This window comes from Aeromicrobium sp. MLTX1 (assembly GCF_046452335.1).
Lineage (GTDB): Bacteria > Actinomycetota > Actinomycetes > Propionibacteriales > Nocardioidaceae > Aeromicrobium.
Map to the genome: position 1 here is coordinate 1,405,086 of NZ_JBKFDN010000001.1, position 21,334 is coordinate 1,426,419.

At 69.4% G+C, this 21,334-nt stretch carries 30 protein-coding genes; 29 read left to right on the forward strand and 1 reads right to left on the reverse strand.

Annotated elements, in window-relative coordinates:
* Window positions 1-28 precede the first annotated feature (28 nt).
* Window positions 29-1,138, reverse strand: a complete 1,110-nt coding sequence (locus ACK99Q_RS06660; protein WP_410185391.1) for a hypothetical protein — start codon at window positions 1,136-1,138, stop codon at window positions 29-31.
* Between the two features lie 104 nt (window positions 1,139-1,242).
* On the opposite strand from ACK99Q_RS06660, the gene ACK99Q_RS06665 reads away from it, so the two are divergent.
* The 29 genes from ACK99Q_RS06665 to rplO all read left to right on the forward strand — a co-directional run bounded on the left by ACK99Q_RS06665 (window position 1,243) and on the right by rplO (window position 21,242).
* The gene (locus ACK99Q_RS06665; protein WP_410185392.1) at window positions 1,243-1,992 is read left to right on the forward strand and encodes a GntR family transcriptional regulator; all 750 of its coding nucleotides are present in this window, start codon (window positions 1,243-1,245) and stop codon (window positions 1,990-1,992) included.
* Window positions 1,989-4,823 carry an FAD-binding and (Fe-S)-binding domain-containing protein gene (locus ACK99Q_RS06670; protein ID WP_410185393.1) on the forward strand — a complete coding sequence of 945 codons (2,835 nt, stop codon included), beginning with the start codon at window positions 1,989-1,991 and terminating at the stop codon, window positions 4,821-4,823. The genes ACK99Q_RS06665 and ACK99Q_RS06670 overlap by 4 nt, the downstream gene beginning before the upstream one ends.
* A gap of 10 nt (window positions 4,824-4,833) precedes the next feature.
* A complete protein-coding gene (locus ACK99Q_RS06675) occupies window positions 4,834-5,565 on the forward strand; it encodes a maleylpyruvate isomerase family mycothiol-dependent enzyme (RefSeq protein WP_410185394.1) in 732 nt (243 codons plus the stop codon).
* Between the two features lie 231 nt (window positions 5,566-5,796).
* A complete protein-coding gene (gene rpsL / locus ACK99Q_RS06680; RefSeq protein ID WP_019143662.1) occupies window positions 5,797-6,171 on the forward strand; it encodes a 30S ribosomal protein S12 in 375 nt (124 codons plus the stop codon).
* Window positions 6,171-6,641: a 30S ribosomal protein S7 gene (gene rpsG / locus ACK99Q_RS06685; RefSeq protein WP_179422719.1), complete on the forward strand. Its 471-nt coding sequence runs from the start codon at window positions 6,171-6,173 to the stop codon at window positions 6,639-6,641. The genes rpsL and rpsG overlap by 1 nt, the downstream gene beginning before the upstream one ends.
* A 63-nt stretch (window positions 6,642-6,704) precedes the next feature.
* Window positions 6,705-8,816 (forward strand): elongation factor G, encoded by a 2,112-nt coding sequence (gene fusA / locus ACK99Q_RS06690; protein WP_410185395.1) that lies wholly within the window; start codon window positions 6,705-6,707, stop codon window positions 8,814-8,816.
* Between the two features lie 102 nt (window positions 8,817-8,918).
* Window positions 8,919-10,112, forward strand: coding sequence for an elongation factor Tu (gene tuf, locus ACK99Q_RS06695; protein ID WP_179422723.1), 1,194 nt, complete (start codon window positions 8,919-8,921; stop codon window positions 10,110-10,112).
* 232 nt (window positions 10,113-10,344) lie between these two features.
* Window positions 10,345-11,253: a cation diffusion facilitator family transporter gene (locus ACK99Q_RS06700; protein ID WP_410185396.1), complete on the forward strand. Its 909-nt coding sequence runs from the start codon at window positions 10,345-10,347 to the stop codon at window positions 11,251-11,253.
* Between the two features lie 342 nt (window positions 11,254-11,595).
* Complete coding sequence (rpsJ, locus tag ACK99Q_RS06705) at window positions 11,596-11,904, forward strand: 30S ribosomal protein S10 (protein ID WP_078699131.1); 309 nt, start codon at window positions 11,596-11,598, stop codon at window positions 11,902-11,904.
* A 16-nt stretch (window positions 11,905-11,920) separates the two neighbouring features.
* A complete protein-coding gene (gene rplC / locus ACK99Q_RS06710; RefSeq protein WP_179422727.1) occupies window positions 11,921-12,571 on the forward strand; it encodes a 50S ribosomal protein L3 in 651 nt (216 codons plus the stop codon).
* 5 nt (window positions 12,572-12,576) lie between these two features.
* Window positions 12,577-13,515, forward strand: coding sequence for a 50S ribosomal protein L4 (gene rplD / locus ACK99Q_RS06715; protein ID WP_410185397.1), 939 nt, complete (start codon window positions 12,577-12,579; stop codon window positions 13,513-13,515).
* Window positions 13,515-13,817: a 50S ribosomal protein L23 gene (rplW, locus tag ACK99Q_RS06720; RefSeq protein ID WP_179422731.1), complete on the forward strand. Its 303-nt coding sequence runs from the start codon at window positions 13,515-13,517 to the stop codon at window positions 13,815-13,817. The genes rplD and rplW overlap by 1 nt, the downstream gene beginning before the upstream one ends.
* A gap of 15 nt (window positions 13,818-13,832) precedes the next feature.
* Window positions 13,833-14,660 carry a 50S ribosomal protein L2 gene (rplB, locus tag ACK99Q_RS06725; RefSeq protein WP_179422733.1) on the forward strand — a complete coding sequence of 276 codons (828 nt, stop codon included), beginning with the start codon at window positions 13,833-13,835 and terminating at the stop codon, window positions 14,658-14,660.
* Between the two features lie 20 nt (window positions 14,661-14,680).
* A complete protein-coding gene (rpsS, locus tag ACK99Q_RS06730; RefSeq protein WP_078699126.1) occupies window positions 14,681-14,962 on the forward strand; it encodes a 30S ribosomal protein S19 in 282 nt (93 codons plus the stop codon).
* The gene (gene rplV, locus ACK99Q_RS06735) at window positions 14,959-15,375 is read left to right on the forward strand and encodes a 50S ribosomal protein L22 (RefSeq protein WP_179422735.1); all 417 of its coding nucleotides are present in this window, start codon (window positions 14,959-14,961) and stop codon (window positions 15,373-15,375) included. The genes rpsS and rplV overlap by 4 nt, the downstream gene beginning before the upstream one ends.
* A 1-nt stretch (window position 15,376) precedes the next feature.
* Window positions 15,377-16,183, forward strand: a complete 807-nt coding sequence (rpsC, locus tag ACK99Q_RS06740; RefSeq protein ID WP_179422737.1) for a 30S ribosomal protein S3 — start codon at window positions 15,377-15,379, stop codon at window positions 16,181-16,183.
* The gene (gene rplP / locus ACK99Q_RS06745) at window positions 16,183-16,602 is read left to right on the forward strand and encodes a 50S ribosomal protein L16 (RefSeq protein ID WP_179422739.1); all 420 of its coding nucleotides are present in this window, start codon (window positions 16,183-16,185) and stop codon (window positions 16,600-16,602) included. The genes rpsC and rplP overlap by 1 nt, the downstream gene beginning before the upstream one ends.
* Entirely contained in the window at window positions 16,602-16,820 is a 219-nt protein-coding gene (gene rpmC / locus ACK99Q_RS06750; protein WP_179422741.1) for a 50S ribosomal protein L29, read from the forward strand. The genes rplP and rpmC overlap by 1 nt, the downstream gene beginning before the upstream one ends.
* Window positions 16,817-17,113, forward strand: a complete 297-nt coding sequence (rpsQ, locus tag ACK99Q_RS06755) for a 30S ribosomal protein S17 (RefSeq protein ID WP_410185398.1) — start codon at window positions 16,817-16,819, stop codon at window positions 17,111-17,113. The genes rpmC and rpsQ overlap by 4 nt, the downstream gene beginning before the upstream one ends.
* A gap of 7 nt (window positions 17,114-17,120) precedes the next feature.
* A complete protein-coding gene (gene rplN / locus ACK99Q_RS06760) occupies window positions 17,121-17,489 on the forward strand; it encodes a 50S ribosomal protein L14 (protein ID WP_179422745.1) in 369 nt (122 codons plus the stop codon).
* A 1-nt stretch (window position 17,490) separates the two neighbouring features.
* Complete coding sequence (gene rplX / locus ACK99Q_RS06765; RefSeq protein WP_179422747.1) at window positions 17,491-17,802, forward strand: 50S ribosomal protein L24; 312 nt, start codon at window positions 17,491-17,493, stop codon at window positions 17,800-17,802.
* 1 nt (window position 17,803) lies between these two features.
* Window positions 17,804-18,361 carry a 50S ribosomal protein L5 gene (gene rplE / locus ACK99Q_RS06770; protein WP_410185399.1) on the forward strand — a complete coding sequence of 186 codons (558 nt, stop codon included), beginning with the start codon at window positions 17,804-17,806 and terminating at the stop codon, window positions 18,359-18,361.
* 1 nt (window position 18,362) lies between these two features.
* Entirely contained in the window at window positions 18,363-18,548 is a 186-nt protein-coding gene (locus ACK99Q_RS06775; RefSeq protein ID WP_078699117.1) for a type Z 30S ribosomal protein S14, read from the forward strand.
* 87 nt (window positions 18,549-18,635) lie between these two features.
* Window positions 18,636-19,043, forward strand: a complete 408-nt coding sequence (rpsH, locus tag ACK99Q_RS06780; RefSeq protein ID WP_179422751.1) for a 30S ribosomal protein S8 — start codon at window positions 18,636-18,638, stop codon at window positions 19,041-19,043.
* 16 nt (window positions 19,044-19,059) lie between these two features.
* Window positions 19,060-19,602: a 50S ribosomal protein L6 gene (gene rplF / locus ACK99Q_RS06785; RefSeq protein WP_179422753.1), complete on the forward strand. Its 543-nt coding sequence runs from the start codon at window positions 19,060-19,062 to the stop codon at window positions 19,600-19,602.
* Between the two features lie 3 nt (window positions 19,603-19,605).
* Complete coding sequence (gene rplR / locus ACK99Q_RS06790) at window positions 19,606-19,989, forward strand: 50S ribosomal protein L18 (RefSeq protein ID WP_410185400.1); 384 nt, start codon at window positions 19,606-19,608, stop codon at window positions 19,987-19,989.
* 31 nt (window positions 19,990-20,020) lie between these two features.
* Window positions 20,021-20,617, forward strand: a complete 597-nt coding sequence (rpsE, locus tag ACK99Q_RS06795; RefSeq protein WP_179422757.1) for a 30S ribosomal protein S5 — start codon at window positions 20,021-20,023, stop codon at window positions 20,615-20,617.
* Window positions 20,617-20,799 carry a 50S ribosomal protein L30 gene (rpmD, locus tag ACK99Q_RS06800; RefSeq protein WP_179422759.1) on the forward strand — a complete coding sequence of 61 codons (183 nt, stop codon included), beginning with the start codon at window positions 20,617-20,619 and terminating at the stop codon, window positions 20,797-20,799. The genes rpsE and rpmD overlap by 1 nt, the downstream gene beginning before the upstream one ends.
* A gap of 2 nt (window positions 20,800-20,801) precedes the next feature.
* Window positions 20,802-21,242 (forward strand): 50S ribosomal protein L15, encoded by a 441-nt coding sequence (gene rplO / locus ACK99Q_RS06805; RefSeq protein ID WP_179422761.1) that lies wholly within the window; start codon window positions 20,802-20,804, stop codon window positions 21,240-21,242.
* Window positions 21,243-21,334 lie beyond the last annotated feature (92 nt).

Consider the following 21,334-nt stretch of genomic DNA (forward strand, 5'->3'; position numbering starts at 1 on the left):
GTCCCTCGACAGCCCGAGCGGACGGGCCTCAGGACGCGGGGTTGAGGAACAGCGAGAGGTAGTTGCCGCGTGCCGAGAGCGTGTGCACGGTGCGCACCTCGCGGCCGTCGGCCCCGGTGCCCCACGTGGAGATGACGACCTCGTTGAGGTCGGCCATCACGTCGCGCTGGACGGGGCCCTCGATGCGCTCGCTGGTGAACCTCTCGGCGACCTCGGTGGCGATGGACGCCCGCAGCGTGGTCATCGTGGCGAAGGGCGGGCGCTGGCCCGACAGCAGGACGGTGGCGCTGGACGGCGGCGAGAAGCCGTCGATGACGGGCTCGTCGGCCGAGGCGTCCTCGTCCATCTTGGGCCAGATCCAGTCGGTCTTCTCGGTCGTGTCCTCGATCTGCGGCGGGTTGTCGAGGTCCTCGGGCGTGCGGTCCTCCTGGCCGGCGCGCGGGTCGCCGACGTAGGCGACGTCGAGTCGCATGACGGGCCGCTCGAGCGAGGCGAAGTTGCCGGTGCGGGTGGACACGTCGCCGGGATCGACGCTCATCCGGACGCGCAGGTCGCGGCCGCCCGGCGTGGTGCCGGAGACGTCGAGGGCGCAGCCGGTGACGCGACGGTCGCGGGCCTTGCAGTAGGCCGAGAGGTCGTCGGTGACGATGCCGGACTCGGGCAGCAGCACCGACAGCTCGGCCAGCAGGCGGCGGACCACGAGCGTGGGGTTGCCGTCGATCCGCATGAGCGAGACGAAGGTGTCGGGCTTCGGCGGGTCCTCGAGATCCTCGAAGAAGTCGCCCTCGGGCCGGTTGTTGATCGTGGGGGTGGGGGTCGGCGTCTCGGTGGCCTCGGTGCCCTGCTCCTCGGCCTCCTCCGCCTCCTCGAGCGCCTGCTCGGCGCGCACGGCGTCGAGCTCGGGCTTGTACGCCGCGATGAGGCGCTCGCTGCGGTAGCGGACGAGCGGGCCGAGCTGGGTCGCGCCCGCGGGCACGCTGAGGCCGTAGGCGATCGGGCTGGCCGGACCGGACTCGTGCGAGTCGATCTCCGGAGGCACCGTCGTTCGGTCGGCGCTGGGCACGCCGGCATCCGTGGTGCAGCTCGACAGCGTCAGGATCGCCGCCGTCGCGGCGATGGCGGCGGTCAGACGGCGCATCGATCCCCTTGCCAGGTAGTAGGAGAAGTCAAGGGTAGCCGGTGCCGTCGTATGGTTCTGTCCATGCTCGACCCCACCCCGGCGCAGCGGGCCCGGGTGTGACCGTGGACACCCGCACCACCGCCACCGACCGCGTGTTCGCCCTGCTGCGCGAGCGGATCGTCGGGGGCGAGCTGGCGGCGGGCTCGCAGCACTCGATCTACCGGCTGTCCGAGCAGCTCGACGTCTCGCGCACCCCGGTCCGCGAGGCGGTGCTGCGGCTGGCCGACCTCGGCCTCGTCGAGATCGAGCGCAACCGCGGGGTCCGCATCCGGGGCGTCACCGTCGCCGACGTGCGCGAGGTCTTCGAGCTGCGCCTGCTGCTGGAGGTCCCGGCCGCGGCGGCCGCCGCGCGGCTGGCCGACCGCGACCTGCGTGACCGGCTCGCCGCCAACGTGGCCGCCACCCGCGACCACGCCGTTGCGGGGCGCGAGTCGGACTTCAGCCGCGTCGACCGCGACTTCCACGCGCTCGTCGCCTCCGCGGCACGCAACCCGCGTCTCGAGGCCGAGGTCACCCGCCTGCGCGACTCGATCCAGGCGCGGGGCGTCTCCACGTTCGGCCGCTCGCGCCCGCTCGCCGAGGTGGCGGCCGAGCACGCGCCCGTCGCGCTCGCGATCGGCGACGGCGATGCGGAGGCGGCCGGACGCGCCATGGCCGCGCACCTCGAGCACACCGGCACCCTGCTCATGCACCAGGTGGCGCGGGTGGGGGACGAGGTCGACGACGGCTGGGCCGGGGACGTCCGCGCCGCCGTCGGGGCGGCGGGCAGTAGCATGCTACTGACGGAACCCGCGGACGAAGGACAGTCATGACCACGCCTCCCCTCGAGCGGCTCGAGACCGGTCGAGACGTGCTGGCCCGGCTCGAGCGGTCCGGCGTGCGCGACGTCGACGCCTCGTCGCTGGCCCGCGCGCTCTACAGCTCCGACGCCTCGCTCTACCGCGTCGAGCCCCAGGTGGTCGTCCGGCCGCACGACCTCGACGAGGTCCACGCGGTCGTCGAGGCCTGCCGCACGTCGGGCACGCCGCTGACCTCACGCGGCGCGGGCACCTCGATCGCGGGCAACGCCATCGGCACCGGCGTCGTGCTCGACTTCTCGCGCCACATGAACCGGATCCTCGCGATCGACGAGGCCACCCGCACCGCCGAGGTCGAGCCGGGCGTCGTCCACGCGACGCTCCAGCGGGCGGCGGCCCCCGCGGGACTGCGCTACGGCCCCGACCCGTCCACCCACACGCGCTGCACCGTCGGCGGCATGATCGGCAACAACGCCTGCGGCAACCGCGCGCTCGGCTACGGCCGCAGCGCCGACAACGTCGCCGCGCTCGACCTGCTGACGATGTCGGGGGAGCGGTTCCAGGTGGGTCGCGACGTCGCCGTCACGTCCGAGCGGCTCGAGGGCCTGCGCTCGCTCGTCGGCGCGAACCTCTCGACCATCCGCACCGAGTTCGGGCGCTTCGGCCGCCAGGTCTCGGGCTACAGCCTCGAGCACCTCCTGCCCGAGAAGGGCTTCGACGTCGCCTCCTTCATGGCCGGCACCGAGGGCACGCTCGCGGTGATGCTGGGCGCCACCGTCGACCTCGTCGCCGACGCGCCGGTGCGTCACCTCGTCGTCCTGTCCTTCCCCTCGATGGCCGAGGCCGCCGACCACGTGCCGGCGATCCTGCCGTTCGAGCCGATCGCGTGCGAGGGACTCGGCGGGCGCATCGTCGAGGTCTACCGCGCCGCCCACGGCGCCTCCGCCGTCCCGGACCTGCCGCCGGGCGACGGCTACCTCTACGTCGAGCTGGCCGGCGACGACGCGGCCGAGCTGCGGGCGCGCGCCGATCGCGTGGTCCGCGAGTCCGGCGCGATCGGTCACCGCCACGTCACCTCGCCGATCGAGCAGTCGGTGCTGTGGCGGATCCGCGAGGAGGGCGCCGGCCTGGCGTCCCGCGCCTGGGACCGACCCGCCCTCGCCGGCTGGGAGGACGCGGCCGTCCCGCCCGATCGGCTGGGGGAGTACCTCCGCGGCTTCGAGGCGCTGCTCGACCAGCACGGGCTGCACGGCACGCTGTTCGGACACTTCGGCGACGGCTGCGTCCACGTCCGCATCGACTTCCCGCTGGACGCGCCCGACGGCCGGCGCGGATTCCGCTCGTTCCTCACCGACGCCGCCACCCTGGCGGCATCGCACGGCGGCTCGTTCTCCGGCGAGCACGGCGACGGCCGGGCGCGGTCCGAGCTGCTGCCGCTCATGTACTCGCCCGAGGCGGTCGGCCTGTTCGAGCAGGTCAAGCAGGTCTTCGACCCCGACGACCTCATGAACCCCGGCGTCCTCGTGCGCCCGCGTCCCCTGGACGAGGACCTGCGGGGGATGGGCGCCGGCTGGCCGGCGGGCCTGCCCGGTCGCCGCCGCAGCCTGCGCCTGCTGCACGACGACGGCGACTTCGGCGCCGCGGTCCACCGCTGCACCGGTGTCGGCAAGTGCCTCGCCGCGCCCGGCGCCGGCGTCATGTGCCCCTCCTTCCAGGCCACCCGCCAGGAGAAGGACTCCACGCGTGGGCGCGCGCGGGTGCTGCAGGAGATGGTGGACGGCCGGCTCGTCGACGGCGGCTGGAGCAGCCCCGAGGTCCACGAGGCTCTCGACCTGTGCCTGTCGTGCAAGGGCTGCGCCGGCGACTGCCCCACGGGCGTCGACATGGCGACCTACAAGGCCGAGGTCCTGCACCAGACGTACAAGGGCAGGATCCGGCCCCGGAGCCACTACGTCCTCGGGCGCCTGCCGATGTGGGCCCGGCTCACCGCGCCCGTCGCCCGACTGGCCAACCTCGCCCTGCGGGTTCCGGGACTGGCCCACGTCGCCCGCTGGGTCGCGGGCATCGACCAGCGCCGCAGCATCCCCACGTTCGCGACCCGCACGCTCTCGAAGGTGCTGTCCCGCCAGGAGCGGGCCACCGGCGGCGACCCCGTGCTGCTGTGGGCGGACTCCTTCACCGAGTACTTCTCCACCGACGCGGGCCGCGACGCCGTGCGGCTGCTGGAGTCGGCGGGCTACGAGATCCGCCTGCTCGAGCGCCAGCAGTGCTGCGGCCTGACGTGGATCTCCACCGGCCAGCTGGACAAGGCGGCCGAGCTGGCGGCGGCCGCCGTCGAGCAGCTGCACCCCTACGTCGAGGCCGGCATCCCGGTCGTGGGCCTCGAGCCCTCGTGCCTGGCCGCGCTGCGCACCGACGCCCCCGAGCTCGTGGACGATCCTCGGGCGGCCGAGGTCGCGAAGGGCGTGTTCACCCTGGCCGAGCTGCTGGCCGACCGCGAGGAGCTCGAGGTGCCCGACCTGTCGGGCCGCACCCTCGTCGTCCAGCCGCACTGCCACCAGGCCTCGGTGATCGGGTTCGACGCCGACCTGCGCCTGCTGTCCCGCACGGGTGCCCACGTGGTGCGCGTCGGTGGCTGCTGCGGCCTCGCCGGCAACTTCGGTGTCGAGAAGGGTCACTACGAGGTCTCGGTGGCGGTCGCGGAGCAGCAGCTCATGCCGGCCGTCCGCGAGGCCGGACCCGACGCGATCGTGGTCGCGGACGGCTTCAGCTGCCGCACCCAGCTCGACGACCTCGCCGACGTGCAGGCAGTCCATCTCGCCCAGCTGCTCCTCGGCGACCGGTAGGAAGGGCACCATGGACGATCCGCTGATCCTGCTCGGCCGCGAGATGGCCGGCGTCGCCTCGCTCGTCGGGCGCATCGAGGGCGACGAGCCCGTGCCCGCCTGCCCGGGCTGGACCACGGCCGACCTCGTGCGGCACCTCGGGTCGATCCACCGCTGGGCCGCGGCCATCGTGCTCTCGGGCCAGCGGATCGTCGACGAGCCCGACGCGCGCGCCACCGAGCCGCTCGACGAGTGGTATGCCGGGACGGCCACGGCGCTGATCGCCGCGCTCCAGGCGGTCGACCCCGACGAGCCCGTCCCCAACTTCGCGCGCATCGACGAGGTCGCCGGCTTCTGGCCGCGCCGCCAGCTGCACGAGACCTGCGTGCACCGCGTCGACCTCGCGCAGGCCCTCGGCCTCCCCGACGTCGCGTGGGACGTCGATCCGCAGGTCGCGGGCGACGGGATCTCCGAGGTCGTGCGCGTCTTCGGCCGCCGGATGACCGAGCGGGGGAGGCGGCCGCGCGTCGACGCGCCCGTCCGCCTCGTCGCCACCGATCTCGACCGCAGCTGGATCGTCGCCCCCGACGAGGACGACCCCGACGGACCCCCGCGACTGGTCCAGCGCGAGATCGACGTGGAGGGCGAGGCCGTGGGCACGGCGACGGAGCTGTACCTCGCGCTGTGGGGCCGGATCCCGGCCGCCGCGGTCGCTCCGACGGGTGCCGCGGTGGCGTGGCTCGACGGTCCTCGCGTCCCCTGACTCCCGGCCGGTGCCGGCGGCCCGAGGCGATTTGTTTCGACGTGGCGGGCTCGGGTAAGATGGGGAGCCGTGCCCGACGTGAGTCGGCGCGACGTTCGAACGGACAAGGGCCCCTGGCCCGATGATCCGTGATCACGGTGGCCGGATGCCGTCGTGGTGGAGATCGAGGAAGACCCGCGAGGCCGCATGCGCGCCCGCGATCGAACGGGAGAATTCCCAGGAAGAGGCATAGTGCCCACCATCAACCAGCTTGTCCGCAAGGGCCGCCAGAGCAAGGTCGTCAAGACCAACACCCCGGCCCTCAAGGGTTCGCCCCAGCGGCGTGGCGTGTGCACCCGCGTGTACACCACGACCCCCAAGAAGCCGAACTCCGCGCTGCGGAAGGTCGCTCGTGTGCGTCTGTCCAGCGGCACCGAGGTGACCGCCTACATCCCCGGCGAGGGCCACAACCTCCAGGAGCACTCGATCGTGCTCGTCCGTGGTGGTCGTGTGAAGGACCTCCCCGGCGTTCGTTACAAGATCATCCGTGGCTCGCTCGACACCCAGGGTGTCAAGGGCCGCAAGCAGGCTCGCAGCCGTTACGGCGCGAAGAAGGAGAAGAGCTGATGCCTCGCAAGGGTCCCGCTCCGAAGCGTGCCATCGAGACCGATCCGGTCTACGGCAGCCAGCTGGTCACCCAGCTGATCAACAAGGTGCTGTTCGACGGCAAGAAGCAGGTCGCACAGCGCATCGTCTACACGGCCCTCGAGGGCACGCGTGAGAAGTCCGGCACCGATCCGGTCATCACCCTCAAGCGCGCGCTCGACAACGTCAAGCCCGCCCTCGAGGTCAAGAGCCGCCGCGTCGGCGGTGCGACCTACCAGGTCCCGGTCGACGTCCGTCCCGGCCGCCAGACCACCCTCGCGCTCCGCTGGCTCGTCAAGTACAGCTCCGAGCGTCGCGAGAAGACCATGGCCGAGCGCCTCATGAACGAGCTGCTCGACGCCAGCAACGGCCTCGGTGCCAGCGTGAAGAAGCGCGAGGACACCCACAAGATGGCCGAAGCCAACAAGGCGTTCGCCCACTACCGCTGGTGATCGTGAGCGCGACGACCTCGCGCTCCCACACCGACCCACACCTCCGTAAAGGCTGATCCTCACGTGGCAACCGACATCACCACCGACCTGACCAAGGTCCGCAACATCGGCATCATGGCGCACATCGATGCCGGCAAGACCACCACCACCGAGCGCATCCTCTTCTACACGGGCATCACCTACAAGATCGGTGAAGTCCACGAGGGCGGCGCCACGATGGACTGGATGGAGCAGGAGCAGGAGCGCGGCATCACGATCACGTCGGCCGCGACGACCTGCTGGTGGAAGAACCACCAGATCAACATCATCGACACCCCCGGTCACGTCGACTTCACCGTCGAGGTCGAGCGCTCGCTGCGCGTCCTCGACGGCGCGGTCGCGGTGTTCGACGGCGTCGCCGGTGTCGAGCCCCAGTCCGAGACGGTGTGGCGTCAGGCCGACAAGTACGGCGTGCCGCGCATGTGCTTCGTCAACAAGCTCGACCGCACGGGCGCGTCGTTCGACTTCTGCGTCAAGACGATCCGCGAGCGCCTCGGCGCGACCGCGCTCGTCCTGCAGCTGCCGATCGGCGCCGAGTCCGACTTCCTGGGCGTCGTCGACCTCATCGGCATGCGTGCCCTGACGTGGCGCGGTGAGACCACGATCGGCGAGGACTACACGGTCGAGGAGATCCCGGCCGACCTGGCCGACGCCGCCGCCGAGGGTCGCGAGAACCTGCTCGAGACCCTGGCCGACGTCGACGACGAGATCGCCATGGCGTACCTCGAGGGCGAGGAGATCTCGGTCGAGGACCTCAAGGCCGCGATCCGTCGCGCCACCCTGGCCGCGAAGCTCAACCCGGTCCTGTGCGGCACGGCGTTCAAGAACAAGGGCGTCCAGCCCCTGCTCGACGCGGTCGTCGACTTCCTCCCCAGCCCGATCGACGTCGGTGACATCGTCGGCCTGGACCCGAAGGACGAGTCCAAGAACGACACGCGTCCCCCGTCGGACGACGCGCCGTTCGCCGGCCTGGCGTTCAAGATCGCCACGGACCCGCACCTGGGCAAGCTGACCTTCGTGCGCGTCTACTCCGGTCGTCTCGAGGCGGGCACCCAGGTGCTCAACGTCACGAAGGGCCGCAAGGAGCGGATCGGCAAGGTCTACCAGATGCACGCCAACAAGCGTGAGGAGATCGCGTCGGTCGGCGCCGGCCAGATCGTGGCGGTCATGGGCCTGAAGGACACCACCACGGGCGAGACGCTGGCCGATGCGGCCAACCCGATCGTCCTGGAGTCGATGACCTTCCCGGATCCGGTGATCCAGGTCGCCATCGAGCCCAAGACGAAGAGCGACCAGGAGAAGCTGGGCGTCGCGATCCAGAAGCTCGCCGAGGAGGACCCGACGTTCCAGGTCCACACGGACGAGGAGACGGGTCAGACGATCATCGCCGGCATGGGCGAGCTCCACCTCGACATCCTCGTCGACCGCATGAAGCGCGAGTTCAAGGTCGAGGCCAACGTGGGCAAGCCCCAGGTCGCGTACCGCGAAACCATCCGCGGCACCATCACCGGTCACAGCTACACGCACAAGAAGCAGACCGGTGGCTCGGGTCAGTTCGCCAAGGTCGTCATCGGCCTGGCTCCCAACAGCCCCGAGGCCGGTGGCGAGGGTGGCTACGAGTTCGTCAACGAGGTCACGGGTGGTCGCGTCCCGCGCGAGTACATCCCCTCGGTCGACGCGGGCGCCCAGAGCGCCATGGAGTTCGGCGTCCTCGCCGGCTACCCCATGGTCGATGTCAAGTTCACCCTCGAGGACGGCGCCTACCACGACGTCGACTCCAGCGAGCTCGCCTTCAAGCTGGCCGGCAACCAGGCCTTCAAGGAGGCCGCTCGCAAGGCCAACCCGGTCCTCCTCGAGCCGATGTTCGCCGTCGAGGTCACGACGCCCGAGGACTACATGGGCGACGTGATCGGCGACCTCAACTCCCGCCGTGGACAGGTTCAGTCCATGGAGGAGGGCTACGGCGGCGCCAAGATGATCAAGGCGCTCGTGCCGTTGTCCGAGATGTTCGGGTACGTGGGCGACCTGCGGTCGAAGACCTCGGGACGCGCGTCGTACTCGATGCAGTTCGACTCCTACGCCGAGGTCCCCAAGGCCGTGGCCGAAGAGATCATCAAGAAGGCCCGGGGCGAGTGAGCTTCGGCCCCATCGCATAGGGTGGCCTGAGGTTCGCTCCACCGCGTTCCACACGGCGTTTCAGTCAACACAAGCTAGAGAAACCAAACCAGGAGGGCCCCAGTGGCTAAGGCGAAGTTCGAGCGGACCAAGCCGCACATGAACATCGGCACCATCGGTCACATCGACCACGGTAAGACGACGCTGACCGCGGCGATCACCAAGGTGCTGCACGACAAGTACCCCGATCTGAACGAGGCCTCGGCCTTCGACATGATCGACAAGGCTCCCGAGGAGCGCCAGCGCGGTATCACGATCTCGATCTCGCACGTCGAGTACCAGACCGAGAACCGTCACTACGCGCACGTCGACTGCCCCGGCCACGCCGACTACGTCAAGAACATGATCACCGGCGCGGCTCAGATGGACGGCGCGATCCTCGTGGTCGCCGCCACCGACGGCCCGATGCCGCAGACGCGTGAGCACGTGCTGCTCGCCCGCCAGGTCGGCGTGCCGGCCATGGTCGTGGCGCTCAACAAGTGCGACATGGTCGACGACGAGGAGATCCTGGAGCTCGTCGAGCTCGAGGTTCGCGAGCTGCTCAACGAGCAGGACTTCGACGGCGACAACGTCCCCGTCGTCAAGGTTGCGGCCCACCCGGCCCTGACCGGCGACGCCAAGTGGGGCGAGTCGATCCTCGAGCTCATGGCCGCGGTCGACGAGTACATCCCGCTGCCCCCGCGTGAGACGGACAAGCCGTTCCTCATGCCGGTCGAGGACGTCTTCACGATCACCGGTCGTGGCACCGTCATCACCGGTCGTATCGAGCGCGGCATCGTGAAGGTCAACGACACGGTCGACATCGTCGGCATCCGTGACGACAAGCAGACCACGACCGTCACCGGCATCGAGATGTTCCGCAAGCTGCTCGACGAGGGCCAGGCTGGCGAGAACGTCGGCCTCCTGCTCCGTGGCACGAAGCGCGAGGACGTCGAGCGCGGCATGGTCGTGATCGCGCCCGGTTCCACGACTCCCCACACGGAGTTCGAGGGCCAGGTCTACATCCTGTCCAAGGAGGAGGGTGGCCGTCACACGCCGTTCTTCAACAACTACCGCCCGCAGTTCTACTTCCGCACCACGGACGTCACCGGCGTCGTCACGCTGCCCGAGGGCACCGAGATGGTCATGCCCGGCGACAACACCGAGATGTCGGTCGTGCTGATCCAGCCGATCGCCATGGAGGAGGGCCTGCGCTTCGCCATCCGCGAGGGCGGCCGCACCGTCGGCGCCGGCCGTGTCACCAAGATCAACAAGTGAGCTGATCTGCTGACACGCACTGCGTGAGGAACCCCCGGGGCTTCGGCCCCGGGGGTTCTGTCATGTCCGAGGGCGTGACGGCCGGGTGGGCGGTGAGTCCTCAACCTCACCTCGCGGGTCGCGGTGGCTCACCAACCGAATCGACCCCCGTTTCGGTTGACCATCCACCGCCAGCCTGGGGAAGAGGTTGACAGCTCACCGCCCTCGGAGTCGTGACGGGTAGCCTCGCGGTGTGGGACACGATCATGCGCACGGCGCCGGGGTGAGGCACCGGGGACGGCTCGTCCTCGTGCTCGTACTGACCCTGTCGGTGCTCGTGGTCCAGGTCGTGGTCGGCTGGCTGACCGGCTCGCTGGCGCTGCTGGCCGACGCCGGCCACATGCTCAGCGACTCGTTCGGCCTCGTGCTCGCGCTGGCCGCGATCGCCGTCGCGCAGCGACCCGGGGGAGCGCGCAGCACCTACGGCTGGCACCGCACCGAGGTGCTCGCGGCGGGAGCCAACGGGCTCATCCTGCTGGTGATCTGCGGGATCATCGTGGTCAGCGCCGTGGGACGGCTGTCCGAGCCGCCCGAGATCGCCGGGCTGCCCGTGCTCGTCGCCGGCGCGATCGGACTGGCCGTGAACGTGGTCGGCCTGCTGGTGCTGCGGGGCGGGGCCGAGGAGAGCCTCAACGTCCGCGGTGCCTACCTCGAGGTGCTCGGCGATGCCCTGGGCTCGGTCGCCGTCATCGCCTCCGCGGTCGTCATCCTGGCGACCGGCTGGGCTCAGGCGGACCCCGTCGCCTCCCTCGTGATCGCGGCACTCGTCGTCCCCCGCGCGATCTCCCTGCTGCGCGACGTGGGGGAGGTGCTGCTGGAGAACAGCCCCCGCGACGTCGACCTGGACCAGGTCCGCGACCACATCCTCGGAGTCCAGGGCGTCGTCGACGTGCACGACCTGCACGTCTGGACGATCACCAGCGGCATGCCCGTGATGAGCGCCCACGTCGTGGTCGACGAGTCGATCGTCGACATGGACGACGCGCACCACGTGCTGGACCATTTGTGCACGTGCCTGAGCCACCACTTCGACGTGGCCCACTCCACCTTCCAGCTGGAGCCCGCGGGACACCTGCAGTCGGAGCGTCACGGCCACCACTAGCGGCCGTGTCCGAGCCCACACGAACGTCGCGAGGACCCGATTTGTGTTCGTCGGGCGGAGTCTGTCAGAATGGTCAGGTTGCCCCGGCATGTTCGCGGTGGCGCCAGCGGTTGGGAACTCACGCCCAGCTCAACGCTCGCGCCGATCCCGAGACCATGTTGTCCGGCCAGTCGCACCGCAGCAGCGGGGCGGAGCCGGTCCAACCACCTAACTCGAGAAGTGTGCGTTTCCTTGTGCGCGTCAGCGCCCGCGACACGCCCGACCTCGGGGTACGGAGACGGGGGGCATGCCTACCCCGAACCCGGGGGCTGGCGAAGACGAACGTAAAGGACGAGCGAGAGCATGGCGGGACAGAAGATCCGTATCCGGCTCAAGGCCTACGACCACGAGGTCATTGACTCCTCGGCGAAGAAGATCGTCGACACCGTGACCCGCACCGGCGCCAAGGTTGCCGGCCCCGTGCCGCTGCCGACGGAGAAGAACGTGTACTGCGTCATCCGTTCGCCGCACAAGTACAAGGACAGCCGCGAGCACTTCGAGATGCGCACCCACAAGCGGCTCATCGACATCATCGACCCGACGCCCAAGACCGTCGACTCGCTCATGCGACTCGACCTGCCGGCCGGCGTCGACATCGAGATCAAGCTCTAAGGGAGGGACGCACACCATGAGCAGCACACTCACCGCGCGCGGCCTCCTCGGTCGCAAGCTCGGGATGACGCAGGTCTGGGACGAGAACAACCGGGTCATCCCGGTGACCGTCCTCGAGGCCTCCACCAACATCGTCACCCAGATCCGCACCCGCGAGAACGACGGCTACAGCGCCGTCCAGCTCGGCTTCGGCGAGACCGACGGCCGCAAGCTGAACAAGCCGCAGGCCGGTCACTTCGCGAAGGCCGGCGTCACGCCGCGCCGCCACGTCGTGGAGATCCGCACCGAGGCCGTCGCCGACTACACCCTCGGCCAGGAGATCTCGCCCGAGATCTTCGCCGCCGGTGACAAGGTCGACGTGACAGCCACCAGCAAGGGCAAGGGCTTCGCCGGCGTCATGAAGCGTCACGGCTTCGCCGGCGTCTCCGCCTCGCACGGCGCGCACCGCAACCACCGCAAGCCCGGGTCCATCGGCGGCTGCGCCACCCCCGGTCGCGTGTTCAAGGGCCTGCGCATGGCCGGCCACATGGGTACCGACACCGTCACCACCCAGAACCTCACCGTCCACGCGATCGACACCGAGCGCGGCCTGATCCTGGTCAAGGGCGCCGTGCCCGGGGCCAAGGGCGCCCTCGTCGTCATCCGCTCCGCCGCGAAGGGAGCCTGACCGACATGGCACAGACCATCGACGTCGACCTGCCCGTCGACATCTTCGACGCCCGCGTCAGCATTCCGCTGATGCACCAGGTCGTCACCGCACAGCTCGCCGCCGCCCGCCAGGGCACGCACGACGTCAAGTCGCGCGGCGAGGTCCGCGGCGGCGGCAAGAAGCCGTACCGCCAGAAGGGCACCGGCCGCGCCCGTCAGGGCTCGATCCGCGCCCCCCAGTACGCCGGTGGTGGCATCGTGCACGGCCCCACGCCGCGCTCGTACGACCAGCGCACGCCCAAGAAGATGAAGGCCGCCGCCCTGCGCGGTGCCCTCACCGACCGGGCCCGCAGCGGTCGCCTGCACGTCATCGAGTCGTTCGTCTCCGGTGACGCGCCGTCCACCAAGGTCGCGTTGGCCGCCGTCCGCGAGCTCACGGGCCGCGCCCGCGTCCTCGTGGTCGTCGATCGCGACGACGCGCTGACGGTCAAGAGCCTGCGCAACGCCGCGTTCATCGCGACGCTGTCCTTCGACCAGCTCAACACGTACGACGTGCTGCTGGCCGACGACGTGATCTTCACGAAGGCCGCGTTCGACGCCTTCGTGGCGGCGCGCTCGGCCGAGGGCACCGACACGGTCAAGCTGAGCCAGGCGGTCGTCGAGGCCGACGCCCCCGCCGCGAAGCCGGCCAAGAAGGCCGCGCCGAAGACCGAGGCCAAGGCCGAGGCTGCCGACGAGGACGTCAAGGCGAACGCCACGAAGACCCAGCCGTACGGCCCGGGCTCGAAGGCTCCGCTCGCCAGCGGCAACGCGCCCAAGGGCCACGAGGTCAAGGCCGTCGAGGCCGACAAGACCTTCGTCGCTCCCGGTGCCGCCGCGTACGACGACACGGAGGCCACGGTCTGGTTCGACAGCGCCGAGAGCGCCGAGGCCGCCGGGTTCACCGCCCAGGAGGAGAACTGATGTCCAACCACGGAACCTTCGCACGGGACGTCCTGATCGCCCCCGTGGTCAGCGAGAAGAGCTACGGCCTGCTCGACGACAACAAGTACACGTTCCTGGTCCACCCGGACGCCAACAAGACCCAGATCAAGATCGCCGTCGAGGAGATCTTCGGGGTCAAGGTCACCGGCGTGAACACGATCAACCGCAAGGGCAAGGCCCGTCGCACCCGCACCGGCACCGGCAAGCGCAAGGACACCAAGCGCGCCGTCGTCAGTGTGGCCGCGGGTCAGAGCATCGACATCTTCTCGAGCCCGAGCTGAAGGACTGACTGAGACATGGCTATTCGCAAGTACAAGCCCACCACGCCGGGCCGTCGCGGCTCGAGCGTGGCGGACTTCGCCGAGATCACGCGTACGACGCCCGAGAAGTCGCTGGTCGAGCCGCTGCCCAAGAAGGGCGGCCGCAACAACCAGGGCCGGATCACCACCCGTCACCAGGGTGGCGGCCACAAGCGCGCCTACCGCGTGATCGACTTCAAGCGCTACGACAAGGACGGCGTGCCGGCCAAGGTCGCTCACATCGAGTACGACCCCAACCGCACCGCCCGCATCGCGCTGCTGCACTACGCCGACGGCGAGAAGCGCTACATCATCGCGCCCGAGGGCCTGAAGCAGGGCATGGCGGTCGAGGCCGGAACCGGCGCCGACATCAAGCCCGGCAACAACCTGCCGCTGCGCAACATCCCGGTCGGCACCACGATCCACGCGATCGAGCTCCGTCCCGGTGGCGGCGCGAAGATGGGCCGCTCGGCCGGCGCCAAGGTGCAGCTCGTCGCCAAGGAGGGCTCGAAGGCGCAGCTGCGTCTGCCCTCCGGCGAGATGCGCTACGTCGACGTCCGCTGCCGCGCCACGATCGGCGAGGTCGGCAACGCCGAGCAGTCGAACATCAACTGGGGCAAGGCCGGCCGCAACCGCTGGAAGGGCAAGCGCCCGACCGTCCGCGGTGTTGCCATGAACCCGATCGACCACCCGCACGGTGGCGGTGAGGGCAAGACCTCCGGTGGCCGTCACCCGGTCAGCCCGTGGGGCAAGCCCGAGGGCCGTACGCGCAAGCGCAAGGCCAGCGACCAGATGATCGTCCGCCGTCGCAAGAGCGGCCGCTGAGAGAGGACCTGGAGAAAAAGATGCCTCGTAGTTTGAAGAAGGGTCCCTTCGTCGACGGCCACCTCGAGAAGAAGGTGGACGCCCAGAACGCAGCCGAGACCCACAACGTGATCAAGACGTGGTCGCGTCGCTCGATGATCCTGCCGTCCTTCATCGGACACACGATCGCCGTGCACGACGGCCGCAAGCACGTTCCCGTGTTCATCACCGACTCGATGGTCGGCCACAAGCTGGGTGAGTTCGCTCCCACCCGCACGTTCAAGGGCCACGAGAAGGACGACCGGAAGGCGAAGCGCCGATGAGTGCCACCACCCGTGACAACACGAGCGAGCGCCGCGAGCGGCTCCTGGGCGATCGCCCCGGTGCCTTCGCCGTCGCCCGCTACGTCCGCGTCACCGCGCAGAAGTCGCGCCGTGTCGCCGACCTGATCCGCGGCGCGCGCGTCGAGGACGCGCTGACCATGCTGAAGTTCCAGCCGCAGGCCGTGGCCGAGAACTTCTACAAGCTGGTCGACTCCGCCGCCGCGAACGCCGAGACCACCGAGGGCCTCGACCGCTCGACCCTGGTCATCACGACCGTCATGGTCGACGAGGGCCCGACGATGAAGCGCTGGCGCCCGCGCGCCAAGGGTGCGGCCAACCGCATCCTCAAGCGCACCAGCCACCTGACGGTGGTCGTCGAACCCGCAACCGACCAGAAGAAGGGTGGCAACTGACATGGGTCAGAAGATCAACCCGCACGGTTTCCGCCTGGGCATCTCCACGGATCACAAGAGCCGTTGGTACGCCGACAAGCTGTACTCCAGCTACGTCGGTGAGGACGTCAAGATCCGCCGCCTGCTCACCAAGGGCATGGACCGCGCCGGCATCAGCCGCGTCGAGATCGAGCGCACCCGCGACCGTGTCCGCGTGGACATCCACACGGCGCGTCCGGGCATCGTCATCGGTCGCCGTGGCGCCGAGGCCGACCGCATCCGCGGCGACCTGGAGAAGCTGACCGGCAAGCAGGTCCAGCTGAACATCCTCGAGGTCAAGCAGCCCGAGATGGACGCGCAGCTCGTCGCGCAGGGCGTGGCCGAGCAGCTGTCCGGCCGTGTCCAGTTCCGACGCGCCATGCGCAAGGCGATGCAGAGCACGATGCGCTCCGGTGCCAAGGGCATCCGGATCCAGTGCTCGGGCCGTCTCGGCGGCGCGGAGATGAGCCGCTCGGAGTTCTACCGCGAGGGTCGCGTCCCGCTGCACACGCTGCGCGCCGACGTCGACTACGGCTTCTACGAGGCCAAGACGACCTTCGGCCGCATCGGCGTGAAGGTCTGGATCTACAAGGGCGAGGTCGCCGGCACCCGGGCCGAGCGCGAGGCCGAGCAGGCCCGTCGCGCGGCCGCTCCGGGCAGCCGTCGTCCCGGCCGTGGTGAGCGTGGCGGTCGCCGCCCCGCTCGTGACGCCGCTCCCGCCGCTGCGCCGGCTGCCGCCGAGGCGGCTCCCGCAGCCGCTCCCGCGGCCACCGAAGGAGTTGAGTCCTGATGTTGATGCCTCGTCGCGTCAAGTACCGCAAGCAGCACCACCCCAAGCGGCGTGGCGTTGCCAAGGGTGGCACCGAGCTGGCCTTCGGCGAGTTCGGCATCCAGGCGGTCGAGGGTCACTACGTGACCAACCGTCAGATCGAGTCCGCCCGTATCGCCATGACCCGTCACATCAAGCGTGGCGGCAAGGTCTGGATCAACATCTACCCGGACCGCCCGCTGACCAAGAAGCCCGCCGAGACCCGCATGGGCTCCGGCAAGGGCTCGCCCGAGTGGTGGGTGGCGAACGTCAAGCCCGGCCGCGTCATGTTCGAGCTCTCCGGTGTGTCCGAAGAGGTCGCCCGTGAGGCGATGCGCCGTGCGATCCACAAGCTGCCGATGAAGGCACGCTTCATCACCCGTGAGACAGGAGACCTGTGATGGCAAGCAACACCGCAGAGCTCCGCGACCTCAACGCCGATGACCTGGCCGCGAAGCTGAAGGAGGCCAAGGAGGAGCTGTTCAACCTGCGCTTCCAGAACGCCACCGGTCAGCTCGACAACACCGCGCGTCTGCGCACGGTCCGCAAGGACATCGCGCGCATCTACACGGTCATCCGTGAGCGCGAGCTCGGCATCATCGAGGAGGTTCAGGCATGAGCACGAAGGACACCACTGTGCCGAATGAAGGTGGGAGCAACTCCCGCTCGTCGCGCAAGACCCGTGAGGGTCTGGTCGTCAGCGACAAGATGGACAAGACCGTCGTCGTCAGCATCGAGGAGCGCTTCAAGCACCCGCTGTACGGCAAGGTGCTCCGCCGCAACATCAAGCTGAAGGCTCACGACGAGGCCAACGAGGCTGGCATCGGCGACCGCGTTCTCCTGTCGGAGACGCGTCCGCTGTCCGCCACCAAGCGCTGGCGCGTCGTCGAGGTCCTCGAGAAGGCGAAGTGAGAGACAGATGATTCAGCAGGAGTCGCGACTCAAGGTCGCCGACAACACGGGTGCCAAGGAGATCCTCTGCATCCGCGTGCTCGGTGGCTCCGGTCGTCGCTACGCCGGTATCGGCGACACGATCGTCGCCACCGTCAAGGACGCGATCCCCGGAGGCAACGTCAAGAAGGGCGATGTCGTCAAGGCGGTCGTCGTGCGCACCACCAAGGAGCGCCGTCGTCCGGACGGCTCGTACATCAAGTTCGACGAGAACGCCGCCGTCATCCTCAAGACCGACGGCGATCCGCGCGGAACCCGCATCTTCGGCCCCGTGGGCCGCGAGCTGCGCGACAAGAAGTTCATGCGCATCATCTCGCTCGCTCCGGAGGTGCTCTGAGATGGCTCGAATTCGCAAGGGTGACCAGGTCAAGGTCATCGCCGGCAAGGACAAGGGCGTCGAGGGCAAGATCATCGGTGTCCTCGAGAACGACCGCGTCCTCGTCGAGGGCGTGAACCGCGTCCAGAAGCACACCCGCGCCGGACAGACCGGGACCGAGGGCGGCATCATCACCGCCGAGGCCCCGATCCACGTCTCGAACGTCATGCTCGTGGTCGACGCCGATGGCGGCAAGACCACGACCAAGGTCGGCTCGGGCGTCGTCGACGGCAAGAAGACCCGTATCAGCCGCAAGACCGGAAAGGAGATCTGAGATGGCCACCACCACCGCGCCCCGCCTCAAGGCGAAGTACCGCGAGGAGATCGTGACCGCGCTGCGCGAGCAGTTCGAGTACGACAACGTCATGCAGGTCCCCGGCCTCACCAAGATCGTCGTCAACATGGGCGTCGGCGAGGCTGCCCGCGACGGCAAGCTCATCGAGGGTGCCATCGCGGACCTCACGGCCATCACCGGCCAGAAGCCGCAGGTCACCAAGGCCCGCAAGTCCATCGCGCAGTTCAAGCTGCGTGAGGGCATGCCGATCGGCGCGCACGTCACGCTGCGCGGCGACCGCATGTGGGAGTTCCTCGATCGTCTGCTGACGCTCGCGCTGCCGCGCATCCGCGACTTCCGCGGACTGTCGGCCAAGCAGTTCGACGGCCGGGGCAACTACACGTTCGGCCTGACCGAGCAGGTCATGTTCCACGAGATCGACCAGGACAAGATCGATCGCAGCCGGGGCATGGACATCACGGTCGTCACCACGGCCACCAACGACGATGAGGGCCGCGCTCTGCTCAAGCTGCTCGGCTTCCCGTACAAGGAGAACTGACATGGCGAAGACCGGTCTGAAGGTCAAGCAGTCCCGCACGCCGAAGTTCGGCGTCCGTGGCTACACGCGCTGCCAGCGCTGCGGCCGTCCCCGCTCCGTCTACCGCAAGTTCGGCCTGTGCCGCATCTGCCTGCGGGAGATGGCGCACCGCGGCGAGCTGCCCGGCGTGACCAAGAGCTCCTGGTAATCACCACCACCAACCCGCAGCAGGTCCCCTCCCACGGCGTCACGCCGGACGAGACGGAAACCGCGGCGAGAAACGGAACACACTGAAATGACGATGACCGATCCGATCGCGGACATGCTCACGCGTGTCCGCAACGGCAACCAGGCGTACCACGACGCCGTCACGATGCCGCACTCCAAGCTGAAGGAGGGCGTCGCCGCCATCCTGAAGCAGGAGGGCTACATCACCGACTACTCCGTGGCCGAGCCGTCCGAGGGTGAGGTCGGCAAGTCGCTGACGATCACGCTCAAGTACGGACCGCACCGTGAGCGCTCGATCGCCGGCATCCGCCGCATCAGCAAGCCGGGCCTGCGCGTGTACGCCAAGTCCAACAACCTTCCGAAGGTCCTCGGCGGCCTGGGCGTGGCGATCATCTCCACGAGCCAGGGTCTGCAGACCGACCGTCAGGCCAACAACAACGGAGTGGGTGGGGAAGTCCTCGCCTACGTCTGGTGACGAGAGGAGACTGAACATGTCGCGCATCGGCAAGCTCCCCGTCGCCGTCCCCTCCGGCGTCGAGGTCAACATCGACGGCCAGACCGTCACCGTCAAGGGCCCCAAGGGCCAGCTCTCGCACACCGTTGCCGAGCCCATCACCGTCCGCAAGGACGATGACGGCGCGCTGGCGGTCGAGCGCCCCAACGACGAGCGTCGCAGCAAGGCCCTCCACGGCCTCTCGCGCACGCTGGTCAACAACATGGTCATCGGTGTCACCGACGGCTACGAGAAGAAGCTCGAGATCGTCGGCGTCGGCTACCGCGTGCTCTCCAAGGGCCCGTCGGAGATCGAGCTGAACCTCGGCTTCAGCCACCCGGTGCCGTTCCTGGCGCCCGAGGGCATCACGTTCACCGTCGAGGGTCCGACCAAGCTGACCGTCTCGGGCATCGACAAGCAGGTCGTGGGCGAGGTCGCCGCCAACATCCGCAAGATCCGCAAGCCGGAGCCCTACAAGGGCAAGGGCGTGCGTTACGCGGGCGAGCGCATCCTGCGCAAGGCCGGAAAGGCTGGTAAGTAAGCCATGGCAATCTCGATCAAGCACGCCAAGCACACCGCGGGCCGGGTCGCGTCGCGTCAGCGCCGCCAGATCCGTGGCCGCAAGAAGATCCAGGGTTCGGCCGAGCGTCCTCGCCTCGTCGTCACCCGTTCGAGCAAGCACATCGTCGCCCAGGTCGTCAACGACCTCGACGGCCACACGCTGGCGTCGGCCTCCACCATGGAGGCGGACCTGCGCTCGTTCGACGGCGACAAGACGGCCAAGGCGAAGAAGGTCGGCGAGCTGCTCGCCGATCGCGCCAAGGCGGCCGGCATCGGCGCCGTGGTCTTCGACCGCGCCGGCAACAAGTACGCCGGTCGCGTCGCGGCTCTGGCCGACGGCGCCCGCGAGGGCGGACTGGAGTTCTGATGACCATCACGACGAACAAGGGGAGTGCCGCATGAGCACGCGCCGACAGGGTGGCGAGCGTCGCGGAGGCCGCGGCGACCGCAACGCCGACAAGTCCAACTACATCGAGAAGGTCGTCACGATCAACCGTGTGGCCAAGGTCGTCAAGGGCGGCCGCCGCTTCTCCTTCACCGCGCTGGTGATCGTCGGTGACGGCGACGGCCAGGTCGGTGTCGGCTACGGCAAGGCCAAGGAAGTTCCCACGGCCATCGCCAAGGGTGTCGAGGAGGCGAAGAAGAGCTTCTTCCGCGTCCCCCGCATCCAGGGCACCATCCCGCACCCGGTGCAGGGTGAGAAGGCGGCCGGTGTCGTCTTCCTGCGCCCCGCGTCCCCCGGTACCGGCGTCATCGCCGGTGGCCCGGTCCGCGCCGTGCTGGAGGCTGCCGGCATCCACGACGTCCTGAGCAAGTCCCTCGGCTCCTCGAACGCGATCAACATCGTCCACGCGACGGTCGAGGCCCTGCGTTCGCTCGAGTCCCCCGAGGACGTGGCCGGCCGTCGTGGCCTGGCCGTCGAGGACGTCGCCCCCGCCGCCCTGCTGAAGGCCGGCAAGGAGAAGGCGCCCAGCGCCGCGGAGGTGACCGTCTGATGGCGAAGCTCGAAGTCACCCAGGTCCGTTCGGGCATCGGTCGTGAGCAGAACCAGCGCAACACGCTGCGTTCGCTCGGGCTCAAGCGCATCGGCGACGTCAAGGTCGTCGAGGATCGTCCCGAAATCCGCGGCATGGTCAACACCATCCCGCACCTCGTCACCGTGAAGGAGGTCGACTGATCATGGCGATCAAGTTGCACCACCTGCGTCCCGCCCCGGGCGCCAAGACCGCCAAGACCCGCGTGGGTCGCGGTGAGGGCTCCAAGGGCAAGACCGCCGGTCGCGGCACCAAGGGCACCAAGGCCCGCTACCAGGTGTCGGCCGGCTTCGAGGGCGGCCAGATCCCGCTCCACATGCGCCTGCCGAAGCTCAAGGGCTTCACGAACCCGTTCCGGGTCGAGTACCAGGTCGTCAACGTGGGCCGGATCGCCGAGCTCTTCGCCGAGGGCGGCACGGTCGACGTGCCCTCGCTCGTCGAGAAGGGCGCGGTCCGCAAGGGCCAGCCCGTCAAGGTGCTCGGCGGCGGCGACATCGACGTGGCGGTCCAGGTGACCGTCGACAAGGTGTCCGCCTCGGCCCAGGCCAAGATCGAGGCCGCCGGCGGGTCCGTCTCCGCGTCCTGACGCGGTCGTTCGGAGTCGTTCAGCGAACATCGGGCGGGTTCTCCCCATCGGGAGGACCCGCCCGTTTCGCTCACTGTTAAAGTCAGACGGCA